Genomic DNA, 18,176 nt, shown 5'->3' on the forward strand with positions numbered 1-18,176 from the left:
ATTACTTAATGAAGGGGTTGTTTGAGATGAATAAAGATTTTTTCAAGAAGAATAGGCTAAAGTTATCAATGGAATTAGCTAATGGATCCATATTAATAATGTTTGCTGGAAGAGCACCGAAGAAATCAAATGACTATAATTATAAGTTCACACCAAATAGAAATTTCTATTACCTATGTGGAATTGATGAGGAGTATATAAACCTTGTAGTTATTAAAGACAAAAATGGAAATATGGATGAACGCTTATATATTAGGCAATGCGATGAAAAAAGATCTAAGTGGATAGGCAAAAGTATTGATATTGACATAGCTAAAGAAGTATCTGGAATAGATGATGTAAGATTTATAGATGACTTTAAAAGAGATTTAAATAGTCTAATATCAACTAAAAATTTAGTCCATATATACTTAGATTTAGAAAAAGATGCCTATGAAGATGATTTAACCCCTAATGGTTGCTTTGCCAAAGATTTAAAGGAAAGATATTCTCAAGTTTTTATACATAACGTATATCCTAAATTATCCATTCTAAGAATGTGCAAAGAAAAAGAGGAAATTAAAGAAATTAGGGCTGCTATAGAGAAAACTAAATTAGGAATAGAGGCTATGATGAAAAATGCTAAACCTAATATTATGGAATATCAATTAGAATCATATTTTGATTTTGAATTAAAAAACAATGGTGTTAAGGATTTTTCATTTCCAAGCATAATTGCCAGTGGGCAAAATGGTACTATACTTCACTATGAACAGAATAATTGTGAAATTGATGATAACTCTTTGGTTTTATGTGATGTAGGTGCAGCATGGAATTATTATCATGGAGATATAACTAGAACTTTCCCTGTTAACGGTAAGTTTACTGAAAGACAAAAACAAATATATAATATAGTATTAAATGCTGAACTTGAAACTATAAAAGCTCTTAAACCAGGTCATACTTTTCAGTCAATAAATGATGTTACAAAGAAAGCTTTAACAGAAGGATTAATTGACCTTGGTATAATAACGGATGAAAGTGAATTGTCTAACTATTACTATCATCAAGTAAGTCATCATTTAGGACTAGATACCCATGATGTAGAAGATTATGATGCGCCTTTTGAAGAAGGCATGGTAATTACAGTAGAACCTGGCCTATATTGATCCCAAGAAGGCATAGGAATAAGAATTGAGGATGATGTAGTTATAACTAAAAATGGATGTAAAGTCTTGTCTGATGAGATTATAAAAACTGTTGAAGAAATTGAAGAATTTATGAAGAAATGTTAAAACAAAGAATTTTTTAATCCTTTAAAATATGAAGGAGAGTAAGTAAGTTTGTGTAAACACAAATTTACTTCTCTCCTTTTTTAATATATAAACTTTTATTTAATAAGTGCATCTCCAAAGAGAGAATTGAAGGTTTCATTTGCTATTTTTGTAAAGTTTTCAGGTGTAGAATATTTATTTTCTAGATTAAGATTTTCCCATGTAGCAGTCCAGATTAGATATTTATCTAGGGGTAACATGCTCTTTATCTTTAGATGACAACCATCACGAACTAATAATCCATCTTTAGCTATTTTTTCAATATCAAAATATAACCTTGCACCTATTTTATATTTCATTTTCTCATCCATAATAATTTTATTATTTTCCTTGGCAATTTCACTTGAAACATTCCCGTTAGAAAACATAATATAATCACTATAGTCCTTCGGATCACCAAGAAGTTCCTCTATAGGCTTGTCCTTGTAATTATAGCCTTCCTTTTTTAGTATATTCCACGACTTTAAACATCCATCGCTCTTAATTTTTTCCCAATTTTTCATTATTGTACTATGAATAAGAACCCTAGGTTCATTTTCCCTTAAAAAAGCTTCATTATAATGATGATTTTCATATGCTTCCTTTGCTTTAATTAAGTCTTCCTCATTTACCGACAAAATCATATTCTTACAATAGCTATTTTCATATTCTATAAAATCCATAAGATTAAATTCCCATTGCTTACACTTTTTACTTACCTTTAAAGTATATACAGATGAATTACCTCTTCCATTGGTTATTTCATAATTCTTAGAATTAGTTAAGCAAAATACAATCCAATCATCAGTATATCTTTCTTCTGTAAATGGATTTATATGCTTCGGTTCAAATCCAGGTTCTGTAATGTATATCAAAAGCCTTCCTCCGTTCTTTAGATAATTGTTACCACTATTAAAACTAAATTATAATTATTCTGTTTTTAATATTTCTATTATAGCATATTTTCTAAATATTCATTATTATTTTTTATTTAATTTAATTATTAATATCTATGGCTTTAATATACTTAACATTATTCCTTTATTAAATTATATTCTCAACTTCAATAAATCCAAATTTTTTATATAGATCATAGGCAGGTTTATTGTCTATATGTACATCTATAATAATATCTTCTATATTCTTTTTATGCATATCATTCACACTTCCGGGTAAAGCTATTAAAATACCTATTACTTCATCCTTGCATTGTGCAGTTATAATATATCGTTTTGAAAAATCCCCTAAAATATTATTCCTAAGATTTTCAATAAACTTATCTGGTTTTTTAGCAGAAAGATCAGGGTCTAAGGTTCCCTCTATAAACCTTGATAGATAAGTATTTAATTTACTTTCTAAGTTGTATGTTCATTTACTTATCCTCCTATTTCTTCCAAGTACACTGTATCATTAATGCACTTCTAAGCATATTCTCCTATATATTTCTTTAAAGATTGCTCCATTCTACTTTTCATTGATAATATGTCCGTTAAGAATACATCCACCAAAAGTTTACCCTCCATCTGATATTCTTGTTTTGTAACTTGTCCACAAAATTTTCGATAAAACTGATTTGATGATGCATAATGATGGTTATAGACAACAATTTTTTCCATACCCATAGACATGTAGAAATTCAATGTGTAAATAATCATCATGAGAGAAATCCCCCTATTTTNNTAAGGATATACCCAGCCCTATACCCTTTTCAGGTATATCAAAGGTTTCTGCAAAACTGCTAAAAGCTACTCCAAGCATCTTGTCGTTTTCAAATGCTCCAATTAACAAGCGAATATCATTATTTTCTTTCCCTGTATGCATCCACTCTATCCAGAAGTCCAATTCTTGAGAAACTGATAGAGTGTTTTCAGCCTTACCTGCCAACTCTTCCGTCCAGCACAAAATCTTTAGTTCTAAGGCTTGCTGCATGTCAGATTCCTTTAATTGTCTAATTTCAATCATTGATTCATCCTCCAATAATACAACTAATCCCATTCAATTACTTTTTCACTAGTATATATTCAAGATAAACTGATGTATTTTCTTTATCATCGAGCTTTCTTTTTACTGATTTCTTTTCCTTATATATAACTTCAAATTTTGTAAAGATTTGCTCAATTTCGTTATCTTTATAATGACAATAGATCACTTCATCATTATCTTCAATTTGTAAAAACTCTCCTTCACCAATTTCTTTTCCTATACCATAAGTATCACACTCTTCACCTAAAAAATTCACATAGCATAGTCCTCCAGGTTTTAACACTCGATAAAATTCTGATAAAGCAAGTGAGAAATCTTCTTTTTTCATATGAACAGATGTATTATAAGAATACAAAAAACTAAAAAACTCATTTTCAAAAGGTATCTTTTTCATATCACCAAATATAATATTTAAATCTGTATTATGTTCTATACAAAATATGCTTGCCTTTTCCAACTGTTCTTTAGATATTTCGATTCCATAGGTTTCATATCCAAATTCATAAAATAAAGAAAGAGGTGGATTAGAACCCCCAGCACCACAGTCTAATATAATTTTTTCAGAGGAATTGTTATTACAATATTTTAAGAAATTATATAACGGAATAGCATTTATAAGATTATGCATATTTTATTAATACTCCTTATACTTCAAATTTTTTCTATTTATTTACTAATAAAAACAATCTATTATACTGTTCATGTTGATTGTAGTAAATATCCTTTTTAAGATATATATTAAAATATTTTTCCAATATACTAACCCATTTTTCTGTTTCTAAATTCCATAAATATAATCCTGTTGTTTCAAGTAATAAATCATTGCCTAAGTGTGTAATACCCCACTCTTTAATCTGTTTTTCATTGAATATTGGATTTACCTTAAATAAAATCTTACCATCCTTATGAACTATTCTATGAATATTACTCAACACTAGTTCTGCATCTTTAGGAATCATATTATCAACAATATTTGATAATATAGCACCATCCATAATATTTTCTTCCATTTTATTTAAACACTCTAAGCTCCCTTGAATAAATTCAAAGCTATCCCTTTCAAAATATCTTGCCCTTTCCTTTGCAAGAGTTATTGCATCTGTTGAAATATCAATTCCTACATGACGCTTGGTTCCACAAAGTGCACAATGAAACAAAAATGCCCCACTTCCACATCCATAATCTACAATGCTATTTGTCCCACTACTTAACCACTTTAAAGCGTCATTTAAATCTTCTTGTCCCAAATCTGCATTTTCATATTTATTTGGTATTACTGCTTTAAATATATTGTCCCAAAATATTTTTGTGCTATTATAATTCTCTATTGATATTTCCCCCTTCCTTTAATAGAGTTGTTCACTAGTGGACTTAGCTTACTACAAGTTATAATTTTAATCTTGTAGCAGTCATTTCATATGATGGATGATACAATCCTGTTGGTTCATAGAAATTATCTCCTATATATTGAAGACCTAAGCGTATTAAAAGTTTTTTAGATCCAACATTTTGTGGATGGTGCCCTGCAAAAAGCTTGTCTGCATTTAACTTAGAAAAGCAATAATGAATTACTGCTTTTGCTGCTTCATGTCCATATCCTTGACCCCAGTATCTTTTACGAAGATGAAAACCAATTTCATATGAGTGTTGTTTAGATTTAAATGGACGTACACCACAGCATCCAATAAATTCTCCTGTTGTTATTTTAAATATAGGCCAATATTGAACATGAAACTCCTTGCCATTATAAATTTCAATATTTAAACGATTATGGATATCGTTTTCTGTAAATTCTCCTGTAGCACAAATAAATTTAGTAACCTCCTTTTCTCCCCAAAGCTGATGAGCTAGTGTAATGTCACAATCTGACCAATTTGAGAAACCTATACGCTCTGTTTTCATAAAGTAATCTCTCAAACATTTCACCTCCTGTTATGTGAATAATCTTTCCATGGCAGTATGATACTTCCTATTAATAAGTTAGCTTATTTATTCTATTTTCATCTCAAATAACGCAAATGATCCACCATTATCTAATAAGAACTTATCAACTATCTCAAATCCTAGACTCTTATAAAGATTACATAATTTCTTATTATTCCATCCTGTATCTAATCTTAAATATTTAATATTTCTTTTTTTACATTCTTCTATCGCGAATTTAACCATTTTGCATGGTAGTCCCATTCCTGCATACTCTCTTCTCACACACAGTTTATGTATATATCCTGCTTCATTTTCCTTTGAATTTGGCCAAAAAAAGTATCACTCCATTGTAATATCATACAACATGCATTAGCTCCTGAAAATTTTCCTACACAAAAATCTTCTTCCATAACATTTACCATTAATTTTTCTCTTGTAAGGTGTTCATCCTTCCATACATTTAATCCAACAGAGCGTCCCCAAGAAGCAACTTCTTTCATAATATTAATTACATTATCAACTTCTCAGGTATATACGATAAAATTCATATTTCTCCCCCTCAAATTTGTAATCTATAACTACCTTATAAATAATATTGATGTCTTAACACCACATTTTGAGAACCCACATTTTTTATACATATCCTTTGCTGTATCGAAATTGTCTGTTATTAAGTATGCTATATCAACTCCAACATTAAGAGATTCTTCTAGTAATTTATTCAACATAGAAGTACCATATCCTTGTTTTTGATATTCCTTAATAATATCAAAATCCTCAATCTTTGCAATGCCATCTTTTATAAAAAGCTCACATTTACCTATAGGTTCCTTTCCCTTGTAGCATACATAAAGGTTCAAATAAGGATTGTCCTTATATACCTCCATCTTTCTTTTACTTCTTTTTAAAGCAAACTCTTCCCCCATGGCTGCCTTGTTTGCTTGTACATCTGCCTTGTATCCATCATCAAGGATTTCAAGAGTATCTGCTTTTAAAACTATGCAGTCATCTTTTACTTTTAATTTCTTAAAATCTTTTGGCTCTATAGCCATAAAACAGTATTCTGTAATCTCAGGCTCTTGAATCAAGTTTTTTAACTCATCCCACTTCACACTATAATCCATCATGATATGCAGATGTTCATTATTTGACTTTTGCATTTCAATAAGCTTATTTTCAATAAAGCTTCTTAGTTCATCCGTCTCCATTAATTCTTTCAAAAAAACGAAATTATGCATGTACATATCAAGTAGCTTTTTATCTGTGAAAATGATAGATTTCTTCAGTTCAGCATAATCTGAAAAACATTTTATATATTTCAATTCAGTTTCCAACATTTTTTTATATAATTCTGCCTTCATAATATAAATCTCCTTAACATATCTATTTTAAAATAATTACTATATATTTAAATTAATTACAAATAATTCTTTAAGGAAATTATAACATATAATTTTAATGAAAATCCTAAAATATATCACATTCTTCTGACAATATATTCTTCGGTTTTAAACATTAATTATTCAAGTTTTAATACTTAAATAGTAATATAAATTAATTATTGAAAAATAAAAATACCGTAAAATTCATCACTAAATTTCACAGTATTTTAGAAAACCATTTATTCTTATATCAATTTTATCTATATGAAGAATATGTTTTTGTTTTATAATTATTTAGCAATCTTAGATAATGATTTGCTTCTCTTAGAACATGATCTCCTAAGAGTGGTAAAATTATGGACTTAATCTTGCAATTTAATAATCCTTCTGTTCCTTTCATCTTGAAATCTCTAATATCTTTAGTGGCCTCTCTACTCTCTTCAGTCACAGTGGATATATGTGCTAATGAAATTGTATTATCGTGCATAGTAAGTGCTTCTTCTGTCAATCTATCAAATTGCTTACCAAACTTGTTAGCAACATTAAATAACTCCTCTTCTGTTGGATCTAAAAAGCCTCTAATAAATTTAGAATGCTCAGCCATAATTCTGTTCCAGAAAGCTTCCTGATCAACCATTTCCTTATTAATGTCCATCTCAACTCTTTCCTGTAACCTTCCTAACATTCTAAGATAGAACATTGCTTCTCTTAAAATATGATCCAATAAAAGTGGATAAGAACCTGTAAACATCTTGCACTTTAATACATTTACTTTTATTTTATTTTTTAACTTAGCTGTTTCATTTACTACAGGAATAATCTCTTTATTTAAATAAAATACTTCTTCTGATAAACCATCTAGAGTTTTACTATTTTGATAATCTCCTAAAGATAATTCCATTTCAGTTGTATTTGTATTGATATTAATTCCAGTGTAAAATTCTGTAGCTCTTTCTGCTTCTAGTGTATAGTTTGTAATTATTTCTCCTGTATTACCAATGTTTGGATCGATAATTCCACTAGATAATTTTATGGTCTTTCTAAGCAATCCATCTAGTTGTTCCTTTAACATATCTGCATAATGAAGGTAATTTTGAGATCTAGGCATTAACGATGCACCAACAAAAACTAGATGCTCCTTCATTATTCTTAAAAAGAATAGATTTAATTCTAGCGATTGTTTAATAAACTTCTCCTTAGATAACATATTTTCTCCCTTTAAATAATACTTCATTAACAATATATGCTTATACTTATATACTGACAACGTAATTTAATTAATTTTTATTACAAAATATACTAATACACCTTGTTAATATTAAATTTACCACAAATTACGTTCTTATTGGTTGTTTTTCTTTTTTGCCATTTTATACTTTTGGTAAAGAATATCTTTTAAAACTAAAACAGTATCCACGTCGTCAAACCCAAACTCAATTTTAAAAGCATCATATAACTCAGATATTTTCTCACTATAAGTATATATCCCTTTTATCCCTTGGTATGAAGCCAAAATTGGATACTTTTTACTCCACGCACCTGTCCAGTCAATTTCATCAACTATCATTTCAATACCAGTAACATCACCACTAATATGGCTTCCACTAATAAGATAATCATAACTTACATTATAAAGTTGACTTAGTAATTTTGCTTTAATAAGTTCAGGAACCGTTTGGTCGGTCTCCCATTTACTTACCGTTTGTCGAGATACACCTAATTTCTCTGCAACATCCTCCTGAGATAAACCTTCCTTTTTACGTAAATATAATAATTTTTCGCCTAATGACATAACTATCACCAGCCTTTCCTAAAATCCAAGTTAACTTGTAGCTATAGTATACTAAAAACTAAACACCTTTTCTATCAAGTTAAAATGGAAATTTGTCAACTAAAGTTAACATTCTAACTCTCTCGTATTTCCTTATCAGCCCTAAAATATTTAATTTAATCGTAATTATTTATCATGCTCTCTTCATTAATGGCAGTATCTCCACTTACCTTTTCATCAGATTCCCCTTTAGACTTCATTAATTCATTAATGTATAAAGAATCTGCTATTGTTAAGCATTTCACTCTTGCCAATAATTCCTTTGATGCAGATTTTGCTGGAATACTCTTTATACACTTAGGTGGATTTTTACCATCACTAACATAAACTTTTATAATACCACCTTCAAGTATGTACTCTATTTTCCTTTTACCTGATGTTTTTATTTCAGTATTACTAACTTTTGATTCTTCCAATAATTTTAAAAATTCTCCTTTTGAATTTTGCTTTTTATTTCTATCTTCATAATTTTTTATATAATAATTGTTTAAAGTAACTTTCATTATGAATACTCTCCTTAAATTTATAACTTAATTGAAATACTATTAATCTATATTAACTTGTCCATAATGTTCACCAGCACATTTTATAATAGCAGAACTTTCACTAATCCATTCAATTGTATATTGTCCACTTGAAAAATTATTAAGCCCCTCTATCCTATTCCAGTTTACACTTCTCTTACCAAAGAATAACTCTTTCTAAATCCTATATTCGTTCTAAAACTATTTCTTTGATAAAAGTCGTCCGCTCCATCCGTTGAAAGTAAATCTAATCTTGTATTCGGATATAAATTATGACATATATCAATTAAAGCTTTTCCTATGCCCATTCCTCTATAACTAGTGTCAACTATAATTTCAGCTATATAAGTAGTAATTTCTCCATCTGTTAATGCACGAATTAATCCAACTACTATGTCTCCATCTAATGCAACAAGTGTAATATTAGAATTTTCCCATGCCTTTAATGCATCTTCTGATCTTTTTAAGAATGTCATCCATCCTTCTTTCTCATATAATACTTGAATAGAAGAAAAATCGGTTTCTTTAAATTGCCTAATATAAATTCCTTTTGGTAATTTTACTTGTCTAATTAACTCTTCCATTAAAATAAATTTATTCATAAAACCCTTCCTTTGTAATATTTATAAGTTTAGCAATTTCATTGAATTATCAAAATGAATGCCAGACATATTATTTACTCTTGCAATATATTTATTAACTTCATCAATTTCACACCACATAATATCATCAACTTCATTAGAATTATTAAATGATTTTGCCTTAACAAAGGCAATGAATCCAGCCATTATTAATTCATTTGGTTTAAAGTAATAGCTTTCTACATACTGCATTTTTTCAACTTGTTGACCTGTTTCTTCTAAAACTTCTCTTATTACTGTCTCTTCCAATGTTTCACCATTACTTACATAACCAGAAACTACCCCCCAATGAGTTTTGGAAATATAATTTTGCTTTAATAGCAATATCTGATTATTTTCGTTAATAACTAGAACTTCAACACAGCTGGCAGGGCCATCAAAATATGGTTTATCACAATCTATGCAATATCTTACTAATCCCTCATCCCCAATACTTTTTTCGTCTAATTCTTTACCACATATAGGACAATAAATAAATTTCATAAAAGAATTCCCCTTATATCTTTCTACTAACTTGTAAATCAAATTCTGGATTTGTAACATATGCTAAATATTGAACATCACCATCAAAATCTAAATAAGCTTGAAATCTTTGACGAATTGTTGGTGATGTAATCATATCAAGAACTTTACATAATAAACATTAACTATAATCTAGCCTTTTATTTTCCTCCATGAACTTTCTTCTAATCCATCTGCTTTTAGATACTTACAGAATCTTTCAAAGCATCCCATCATAGCAACTATAACCTCTTCTGTTACTTCATAGTTCTCTTCCCACCACCAATTTTTTATTATCAATGGTTCATTTCCTCGATGTATTTCAGGTTCAAATCTTGCTACAAGCTTATCTCCATATAAAACTGGTAATACATAATATCCATACTGCCTCTTTGAAACAGGTTTATATACTTCCCAACTATATTCAAAATCAAAAATATCTTTAACTAACTTTCTGTCCCAAAGAAGATTATCAAGTGGAGCCAGAAAACTTGCTTTTTTATCAATGCTAGAATTAAGATTATCTAACATTGATGTATCGTCAGCCCTTATATAAAAAGTTTCATTTAGTCCTTCTACTTTTACAAGTATAAGCTCACCATCCTCTAGTAGTTCCTTTAATATTTTCTTTCTAAGATTTTTATCGGATACAAAATGACCAAGCCATCCTTCACCACTTCTCTCCCAATAAATCCCTATACTTCCTATTCTCCTTTTAAAATACCACTTATAAAAATCATTATCATTATTAAAAGGTTCCTTCATTTCCAGTAGTTCTTTTGGCAATAGGTTTTCTATCAAATCATAAACCTTTTGTGTGTTCTTCTTTTCTTTAACGCCCAAAATTCCGCTGTTCCACATATAGTCCATGGTAGCGCTGGAAAGTTTCCCATGACCCCAAACTCCACTTTTCACACGTCCAATATCCAGCTTTGAAGGCAAGGTAGCACCATTTTTCTCTATATATTCCTTTGCTACATCAACATAGTTAATTGCTTCAATTGAATTTCTATGATTCAATACTCTCTCAATCTCTTCTTTTCTTCTTAATCTAACTCTTTCAAAATAAGGCCAGTCATTGACAGAATAGATGGCCATCATTTTATCCCAACCATCTATGATCTCTCTTTTATCATAAAGAAGAGTTTCTAGCATCATAGGGTTATAATTTTTAACTCTGGACTGAAGTACCAAATCAGCATTTCTACCTACCATATTTAAAGGATCATATTGTATGCACCCTACTCTATTTATAAAATTCTTAATACCATCTTCACCATCAAAAGATTTTGATGAAGATAAACCTTGATACATAACCAGAAATTTTCTCAATTCGCCCTTTGACATAGTAATTTTTTTCATATTACTTCCTCACTAAAATTTTTATTTATTATATTATTTTCAATTTTAAGACTAGATTTTTAAATAAATTATTCTGAAAAACTTCTTATAATAATTATAATTACATGAAAATATTGAGCTTATGAGGTTTTATTTCTTTTACAGGCATTACAACTTCAACAAAACCAATTTCTTCATATCTACTGTTTGGAAAAACCTCATAGTTTTCGATTACGTATTTTGTAGCCTCTACTAATGCTGATTCTTTATCTTCATTTCCCAGCATAACGGCACAATGAGGTACCCATTGTCCAGCTGTGTAATATTCCCAACCACTATGATCGCAAAACGCGAAAGTTTCGTGTATATTTTTGTGTAAAGCAATTAATTCATCACATACAACTGGTGCAAGATATACAGTTCGGGTATTATTAAATACCCCAATACTAGAAAGCAAAGCGGGAAATCATTTTGTATCCTTAGCTATTTCTTTTAATAGCTTGTCACACTTTTCAATATCAATATCATTAAATATAGCTATGGTAATATGAGGACGAGTCTTCCATTCTAAATATTTTTCACTGATTCCCTCTCTTGCAATTCCTTTAACTAATTTAATAATTTTTTCCTCTGTTTCCTTATCAAAATATAATTCTATTGCATATTTCATGCTAATTCTCCTCCAATATATAAAGATAATTTATTATGAATGTGGCTATGAATTTCATGTTATTCAAACATCAAAATCGCTGAAACCCTTGGTATGACAACAACTATTTAAATAGTTAAATAGTTAAATAGTTAAATAGTTGTATAGTTTCCTATATAACTATTTTCATATATAAATAGTTACATATTTATTTTATTCTACTTAAAATTTAAAATAATTTTATTAACATAGTCATTCATAACTGTTCTATATTCTTCAGGTCTGTAGTCCATGGATTTTATCAAATTAATCATCTCTTGGGCTGAAATAAATTTAACATCGTCTACCTCTGACTTTTGTAAGGTTAAATCTGAAGTATCAATCTCTTTACATAATACAAAAATATCAATGAAATGATTGTATTTTTCCCAAAAAACTCTTTTAAGAAAAATTATATCATCTATCTTTATACCTAATTCTTCATGTATCTCTCTAATAATAGCTTCTTTACTTGTTTCTCCAGCTATAACGTGTCCCATGTGAATATCCCATCCACCAGGTAAGAATTCTTTTGTTTTTGCTCTTTGTTGAATTAAGAATTCTCCCTTTGAGTTATGTATATATGCATGCGCTCCTAAATCATATTGTCCTTCTAAAAGCTCTTCATCTTTTGGTGCTATTTTACCACTTCTACTACCATCTCTATTTAAAATATCAAAATACTCCATGTGTTTTCCTCCTATAAAATTATCAGTACTTTATCACCTACATAACCACTCCTTAAGCATGTTTTCATTGTAACATTTATTTTAATGCTATGTATATATTTTATATATAAGTTAATTTATTCTACAAGAAAAAGCAAAGTGGTTACTTCAAAATGGAAGTAGCCACTTTTATAATTTTTAGAACAAATATCAGATATACCTATATTAATAAATCTCCAAGAATGATGTTATCTTTCCATCAGGATGACATTCTTCAAGAAGTCCAAACTCCGGGTCATAAAATTTGCATTCTTATTCAAAACTAGAGATTAATTTTTCAGGATTTATTATTTTTCCCTTATATTTTTCTGTTCCCTTTTCTATTTGTCTGCTATCTCCTGTTGCAAGAGCTTGTTTCCAAAATTCTTCTGGCGTAATATTGGGTTTTACTTGACAAGCTAAAGCATAAAGTCCAGCAAGATAAGGCATACACCAGCTCCATCCACCTTCTCTATAAAATACATAATCCTTCTCTCCTGTAGGGCTAGCTACCGTTTTAGAATCAATAGGAATAAGTAGTAATTCTTCTGGTTTGTCCATATTAAATTTCTCTTCATAATACTTATTAAGCTCATCAATATGCTCTATTTTTGATACCCACTTTTTCCATTCTGTAACTTTATAATTAGAAATATCATCTTTATCTGCAAGGGAATCTATATCTAATCCATGGAAATAAAACTTATCCTCATATGTGTCAAACATATTTACTGTTATAACAAATATATTCTCTTCAATTGCTTTTTTAATTGCTTCTATAAATTCATTATACCCCTTACTTTCAGGCTTGCATCCTGCTGATATAGATAAAACTCGTATCTTATCATCCTTTGGCAAAGATTTATTTACTTCAATAATTCTTTCAATTGCTTTTGCTGTCCAAGAAAAGTCTAGTTCCATTTCACTATTAACAAAGTTATAGTTTTCGCATGCTATAAAATACAAATCTGCTTCCGATGCAACTCCAGTATTCTTACCTGCTGCAATTGATGCCACTGCTGGAGCATGCATCTGTGCTTCTTCTGGTTCATAATGAATTTCTTCATACATCTTTACTCTATCATGATATTCCTCATGATTTACTAAAAGAGAATAATCGATAAATGCTATGTTTATCCCCTTACCAGTTATTCCTCTTTCATGAAGTTTTTTTATTTCAAGACCTGGATTTTTATGAAACTCTAAAAAACTTTCAGGGTTAAACTCCTCTGGAAGTTTCCCTGGCCATTTTGTTTTACTATCAAACACTGAATTTAAAAGCTTATCTTTCTCCCCAGATAAATCAAGTTTCTCAAGGTCATATCCTCTTAAATCACTACTATTTTTTCCCCACTCATCTTTGAGTTCTTCAATGTTATTTATACTCCCTCTTCCAAAATCAGCCATGTACGGAAATCTTTCAATTTTCACCTCTTCTTTAACATTATTATTAGTAGAAATTTTTTCTTTGCTGTTAACTTTATTATTGCAGGCAGTGATATTTATTGCAAATACTGCTACCAACAACACTATTGCTAACTTTCTTTTCATTTAATATCCACCCTTTCATTTTTCTCCCCAATATTATCATCTTCTTTAGTTAGTACAGTACCTCTGGATTTCTTAATATATAATTTAACTTATCTTCCCATCTATCATGCATATCATAAAAATGCTCTTCTTTATTTATAAACTTAAATCCAAATTTATTAAATATACTTTGCATTCTCTTATTTGAGCCCATTGTATCAGCATATATGCATTTAAGTTTTAATATATTAAATACATAGTCTATTGCCAATTTAACTGCTTCAGTTCCATAACCTAATCCCTTATAATTATTATTAGCAAGGGCAAGTCCAAGTTCACATTTACCTTTTTTATAAAACTTTACTAATTTCTCATAAGGTTTCATTGATTATACTCCCCTTTTTTACCTTACAATATAATCTACAGATTGTTAATAAATCTATGTATTATAATTTATAAACATATGTTCTTATAGTGTTACACAAACTTTAAAAGTTCGTGAAAGCTATTAATTACATAATCATATTCTTTAACTTCCCCAAAACCATATTGTGCATAAATAAAGGGTATATTAGCAATTCGTGATGCTTTTAAATCTCCCTCAGTATCACCAACATATACTGAACTAATTAAGTTATTTCTTTTTATTATTAGTTTTATATTCTCACCTTTACTTAAACCTGTTCTTCCTACATTCTCATAATCTATAAAATATTTATCTAACTTATGTGATTTAAAAAAGGCTTCTATATATCCACATTGACAGTTACTAACAATAAATAATTTATATTTTTTAAATAATTCCTTTAAAGTTTCCTCTACCCTATCATATAGAATTGCACCATGTTTGCCTAAATGATTACATTCATCCTTACAGCAATGTTTAACTATTTTAAGTCTATTTTCTTCTTCTAAATATGGAAAAAACTTCAATGCAACGTCCTCTATTACTAACCCCATAACACCCTTCATATCATCAAGCGTAAGTTTATTTATCACCTCATCATAGTTACCTATAGTTTTATTCCATGAATCTATAACACTAGATGTTGAGTCCCATATAGTTCCATCTAAATCAAAAATAATACTATCCATTTTCATATTTTCCCTTCTCTTTAATAGAATAATTATAATTAACTTACTACTTCTAGTGAGTTAACTTCTCTCTAATTTTTCTCCGTAACTTCTTTTAAAAGTATCATTAAACTCCCTCCCTAGTATTCTCCAGAAACAGTAATCTTAATAAAATTATACCATATTATACCGGGTTCTCATCCATATATTTGTATATGTAGTAAAATTAGAAAATAAAAAAATATCGTATACTCATTTCTGAATAATCCGATATTTTATAACCTTACTATTTAATATAATACATGTTCAACTCTAAAGTACTTCCACAATTACTTTCTGCTTTATTGAATCCAACTTCTATTCCACCTAGAGCTTTAACTAACTGAATACTATTAGGATTACGACGATCTGCCTCATAAATAAAATAATCTAAATCCATATGTTCACGAAAAAAGTTAGTTAGACCAGTAATAGCTTCATATCCATACCCCTTACGTTGTTCATCCTTTCGTATCCATAAACCCACCTCAGGAGTTTTTGTATCTATCATATGAATCTCTATACTTCCAATGAATTTATATTCCTTATCTAAAATACAACACACCAAATTTGTTCCCGATTCTTTAAGTTCTGTAAACTCATCAATAAATTTTCTTGTACTATCTACGCTTTTAAAAGGCTCAGGATACTGGTATTTTGTTATTTTCTCATTAAATTCAGTAAAATAATCATATGCGAATTCTTCTGAAATAGGTACAAGGAGTAACCTGCTTGTTTCTATATTAAATCCTGTTTCATTCATAATATCCTTAATCATTCTTACCTCCGTTATATCTAAAAAATAAATATTCTATCTAACTCATTTATCTACACTAGAATTTTATCAACCATTATTTTTGCATCTTACCTATGTAGTTGAATTATGTATCATAACTGTTTCAAGTCATTAACAGTCATTCCCTTTAATCTAGTACCGTGGGTTTCACTATCAAAGTGAGCATTTCCATGTTTAGGATACATAAATTCAATCATAGCGAAGTTTGCAACATCAACTAAAAATTCCGTATTACCAGTTTCTTTATACTTTTTTAATCTTATTTCTAGATTTTCAATTGAATTAATTAAACCCTCACCATAGTTATTTTTTATAGGACCATATTTATGATAACTGACAAACATTCTATTTTTTCTTACTTTATCAAATTCTTCACTATATTCTGTCTGTAATACTTGTTCTATAGCATTCATAATTTCCTCCTTAAATTTGCTTCACTATCTTAGAAATGCATCATTCATAAAAATATCATGAACTATTTAATATTGATTATTCTCTTTTTTTATATTTACTTACTAACATCCCTACAAATAGTTCAGGTATTAAATTTAATAAGCTAATCATATTTATTCATATGTATGTTCTGAAAAATAAGCAATTTCAATAAAACCATTTCTTTCATATAACTTTTTAGCACCAGTATTTGATTTAGCTACTCGAAGTCTTATGTTTCTAATAGATTCATTCATACTCATATTTCTAATACAATGTGCTAATATATAACTTCCATATCCTTTATTTTGAACTGTAGGTTTAACGACGATATCAGTTATATAGTTTTTGCAGAAAATATATGCACCTACCAACTCATTATTTATCCAGAATGAACGTACTTGGCTATGCTTATCTAAATCAATAAGCTTTTTGTAAAATTGTTCTTCATTTATGGCATTAGTATTTACCTGCCAACCATTATCTTTATATAACTGATAATATGAACTATCAAATAAGTTAATAAATTCTTTTAACATATCACTTTTGAATCCTTTATCAATTAAATTACAACAATTTAACTCGGGTAACTCTTTACCAATGAATTCAAGATGATATCCTTCAACATCTACTTTAAAACCTAATTTTCTCACTTCATTAATTATTTTTAGATTATTACCGTACACGTTAAAGCATATTTCTTTCGAGTCAAGTTTTAAAATATATTCTTTAGTCTTATTTTTTATAATATCTAAAATTTGTTCTATACTGTTTTCATTAAGAAAATAAGCATAAAAAATGCAACAATCTTTATTGTCAACAGCTATAAATACTCCCTTATTTTCCTCTGTTGATACAGAATATATTATATCAACTTGATTATTTTCAAATGCTTTCTCTACATACTCTTTTGCATGGGGAGATATATTATCTATAAGCATTAATATTTCTTTAGAATCCATTTATACTACTCCTTCCATAATATATTTAATTAATTAAAACACCGTGTAATCATTACTGAATACTACGGTATTTTAACCAATGAATATTTATTTTTTATAGATATTTTTAAGTTTAGAATATATATATCTACTTCTTAGTAATAGGAACCCATATTTCGCAGGCATAATCATCATCATTTGTATCTCCTGGTAGGTAAACTTCAAGTTCATAGTCTGCTGCTCTTTCATATCCACAGTTAGGAAGCCATTCTGCTGTTATTTTCGTCCACATGACATCAATTGGGTGCGCCTTGCCATTGAGGCTTCCTCTTGCAGTAAATACTGCCCATTTTCCTGCTGGTATAGTATGGCTTTGCAAATCCGTTACAACATTTTCATCAGCTTCAGCACCAATAGCCAGTAAAGTTTCTCCATTTTCTAAAGTTTTTGTGAAACCCATCTGCCACATGGGGCTGCGATAAAGTTTGTATTCACATGCTATCTTCCTATCAATATCACCATCCAAAAATTCATCCCAAATATCCCAT

General features: G+C 29.0%; 25 protein-coding genes and 1 pseudogene. 1 reads left to right on the plus strand and 25 read right to left on the minus strand.

Going from position 1 to position 18,176, the window contains the following annotated elements:
- Positions 1-26 precede the first annotated feature (26 nt).
- A pseudogene (locus B2671_RS01850) lies at positions 27-1,274 on the plus strand (aminopeptidase P family protein).
- Positions 1,275-1,369: 95 nt separating this feature from the next.
- Here B2671_RS01850 and B2671_RS01855 read toward each other — a convergent pair.
- The 25 genes from B2671_RS01855 to B2671_RS01975 all read right to left on the minus strand — a co-directional run bounded on the left by B2671_RS01855 (position 1,370) and on the right by B2671_RS01975 (position 18,088).
- Positions 1,370-2,167, minus strand: coding sequence for a hypothetical protein (locus tag B2671_RS01855; RefSeq protein WP_346868889.1), 798 nt, complete (start codon positions 2,165-2,167; stop codon positions 1,370-1,372).
- 546 nt (positions 2,168-2,713) lie between these two features.
- Entirely contained in the window at positions 2,714-2,950 is a 237-nt protein-coding gene (locus B2671_RS01860; protein ID WP_346868890.1) for a hypothetical protein, read from the minus strand.
- Between the two features lie 341 nt (positions 2,951-3,291).
- Positions 3,292-3,903 (minus strand): class I SAM-dependent methyltransferase, encoded by a 612-nt coding sequence (locus B2671_RS01865; protein WP_346868891.1) that lies wholly within the window; start codon positions 3,901-3,903, stop codon positions 3,292-3,294.
- Between the two features lie 34 nt (positions 3,904-3,937).
- Positions 3,938-4,522, minus strand: a complete 585-nt coding sequence (locus B2671_RS01870; RefSeq protein WP_346868892.1) for a class I SAM-dependent methyltransferase — start codon at positions 4,520-4,522, stop codon at positions 3,938-3,940.
- A 139-nt stretch (positions 4,523-4,661) separates the two neighbouring features.
- Entirely contained in the window at positions 4,662-5,192 is a 531-nt protein-coding gene (locus B2671_RS01875) for a GNAT family N-acetyltransferase (RefSeq protein ID WP_346868893.1), read from the minus strand.
- Between the two features lie 72 nt (positions 5,193-5,264).
- Positions 5,265-5,462 (minus strand): hypothetical protein, encoded by a 198-nt coding sequence (locus B2671_RS01880; protein ID WP_346868894.1) that lies wholly within the window; start codon positions 5,460-5,462, stop codon positions 5,265-5,267.
- A 17-nt stretch (positions 5,463-5,479) separates the two neighbouring features.
- A complete protein-coding gene (locus tag B2671_RS01885; protein WP_346868895.1) occupies positions 5,480-5,701 on the minus strand; it encodes a hypothetical protein in 222 nt (73 codons plus the stop codon).
- Between the two features lie 78 nt (positions 5,702-5,779).
- Positions 5,780-6,562 (minus strand): GNAT family N-acetyltransferase, encoded by a 783-nt coding sequence (locus B2671_RS01890; protein WP_346868896.1) that lies wholly within the window; start codon positions 6,560-6,562, stop codon positions 5,780-5,782.
- Positions 6,563-6,839: 277 nt separating this feature from the next.
- Complete coding sequence (locus B2671_RS01895) at positions 6,840-7,790, minus strand: DUF2935 domain-containing protein (RefSeq protein ID WP_346868897.1); 951 nt, start codon at positions 7,788-7,790, stop codon at positions 6,840-6,842.
- 135 nt (positions 7,791-7,925) lie between these two features.
- Entirely contained in the window at positions 7,926-8,375 is a 450-nt protein-coding gene (locus B2671_RS01900; RefSeq protein ID WP_346868898.1) for a helix-turn-helix transcriptional regulator, read from the minus strand.
- A 155-nt stretch (positions 8,376-8,530) separates the two neighbouring features.
- Entirely contained in the window at positions 8,531-8,917 is a 387-nt protein-coding gene (locus B2671_RS01905) for a hypothetical protein (protein WP_346868899.1), read from the minus strand.
- Between the two features lie 167 nt (positions 8,918-9,084).
- Positions 9,085-9,540, minus strand: coding sequence for a GNAT family N-acetyltransferase (locus B2671_RS01910; RefSeq protein WP_346868900.1), 456 nt, complete (start codon positions 9,538-9,540; stop codon positions 9,085-9,087).
- A 21-nt stretch (positions 9,541-9,561) separates the two neighbouring features.
- The gene (locus tag B2671_RS01915) at positions 9,562-10,062 is read right to left on the minus strand and encodes an NAD(+) diphosphatase (RefSeq protein WP_346868901.1); all 501 of its coding nucleotides are present in this window, start codon (positions 10,060-10,062) and stop codon (positions 9,562-9,564) included.
- Between the two features lie 13 nt (positions 10,063-10,075).
- A complete protein-coding gene (locus B2671_RS01920) occupies positions 10,076-10,198 on the minus strand; it encodes a hypothetical protein (RefSeq protein ID WP_346868902.1) in 123 nt (40 codons plus the stop codon).
- A 35-nt stretch (positions 10,199-10,233) separates the two neighbouring features.
- Positions 10,234-11,442, minus strand: a complete 1,209-nt coding sequence (locus tag B2671_RS01925; RefSeq protein ID WP_346868903.1) for a DNA glycosylase AlkZ-like family protein — start codon at positions 11,440-11,442, stop codon at positions 10,234-10,236.
- Between the two features lie 100 nt (positions 11,443-11,542).
- Entirely contained in the window at positions 11,543-11,878 is a 336-nt protein-coding gene (locus B2671_RS01930) for a 2'-5' RNA ligase family protein (protein ID WP_346868904.1), read from the minus strand.
- Between the two features lie 9 nt (positions 11,879-11,887).
- Positions 11,888-12,091, minus strand: a complete 204-nt coding sequence (locus B2671_RS01935; protein WP_346868905.1) for a hypothetical protein — start codon at positions 12,089-12,091, stop codon at positions 11,888-11,890.
- 197 nt (positions 12,092-12,288) lie between these two features.
- Entirely contained in the window at positions 12,289-12,798 is a 510-nt protein-coding gene (locus B2671_RS01940) for an NUDIX domain-containing protein (protein ID WP_346868906.1), read from the minus strand.
- Positions 12,799-13,089: 291 nt separating this feature from the next.
- Positions 13,090-14,367, minus strand: coding sequence for a S8 family serine peptidase (locus B2671_RS01945; protein ID WP_346868907.1), 1,278 nt, complete (start codon positions 14,365-14,367; stop codon positions 13,090-13,092).
- A gap of 49 nt (positions 14,368-14,416) precedes the next feature.
- Entirely contained in the window at positions 14,417-14,731 is a 315-nt protein-coding gene (locus B2671_RS01950) for a GNAT family protein (protein WP_346868908.1), read from the minus strand.
- 92 nt (positions 14,732-14,823) lie between these two features.
- Complete coding sequence (locus B2671_RS01955) at positions 14,824-15,447, minus strand: HAD family hydrolase (RefSeq protein ID WP_346868909.1); 624 nt, start codon at positions 15,445-15,447, stop codon at positions 14,824-14,826.
- 259 nt (positions 15,448-15,706) lie between these two features.
- Positions 15,707-16,237 (minus strand): GNAT family N-acetyltransferase, encoded by a 531-nt coding sequence (locus B2671_RS01960; protein WP_346868910.1) that lies wholly within the window; start codon positions 16,235-16,237, stop codon positions 15,707-15,709.
- Positions 16,238-16,347: 110 nt separating this feature from the next.
- Positions 16,348-16,668, minus strand: coding sequence for a hypothetical protein (locus B2671_RS01965; RefSeq protein WP_346868911.1), 321 nt, complete (start codon positions 16,666-16,668; stop codon positions 16,348-16,350).
- Between the two features lie 153 nt (positions 16,669-16,821).
- Positions 16,822-17,649: a GNAT family N-acetyltransferase gene (locus tag B2671_RS01970; protein WP_346868912.1), complete on the minus strand. Its 828-nt coding sequence runs from the start codon at positions 17,647-17,649 to the stop codon at positions 16,822-16,824.
- Positions 17,650-17,776: 127 nt separating this feature from the next.
- Positions 17,777-18,088 (minus strand): GyrI-like domain-containing protein, encoded by a 312-nt coding sequence (locus B2671_RS01975; protein ID WP_346868913.1) that lies wholly within the window; start codon positions 18,086-18,088, stop codon positions 17,777-17,779.
- Positions 18,089-18,176: the final 88 nt, after the last annotated feature.

The sequence above is a fragment of the Clostridium sp. UBA5119 genome (assembly GCF_002414285.1).
In the GTDB taxonomy this organism is placed as follows: domain Bacteria; phylum Bacillota; class Clostridia; order Clostridiales; family Clostridiaceae; genus Clostridium_J; species Clostridium_J sulfidigenes.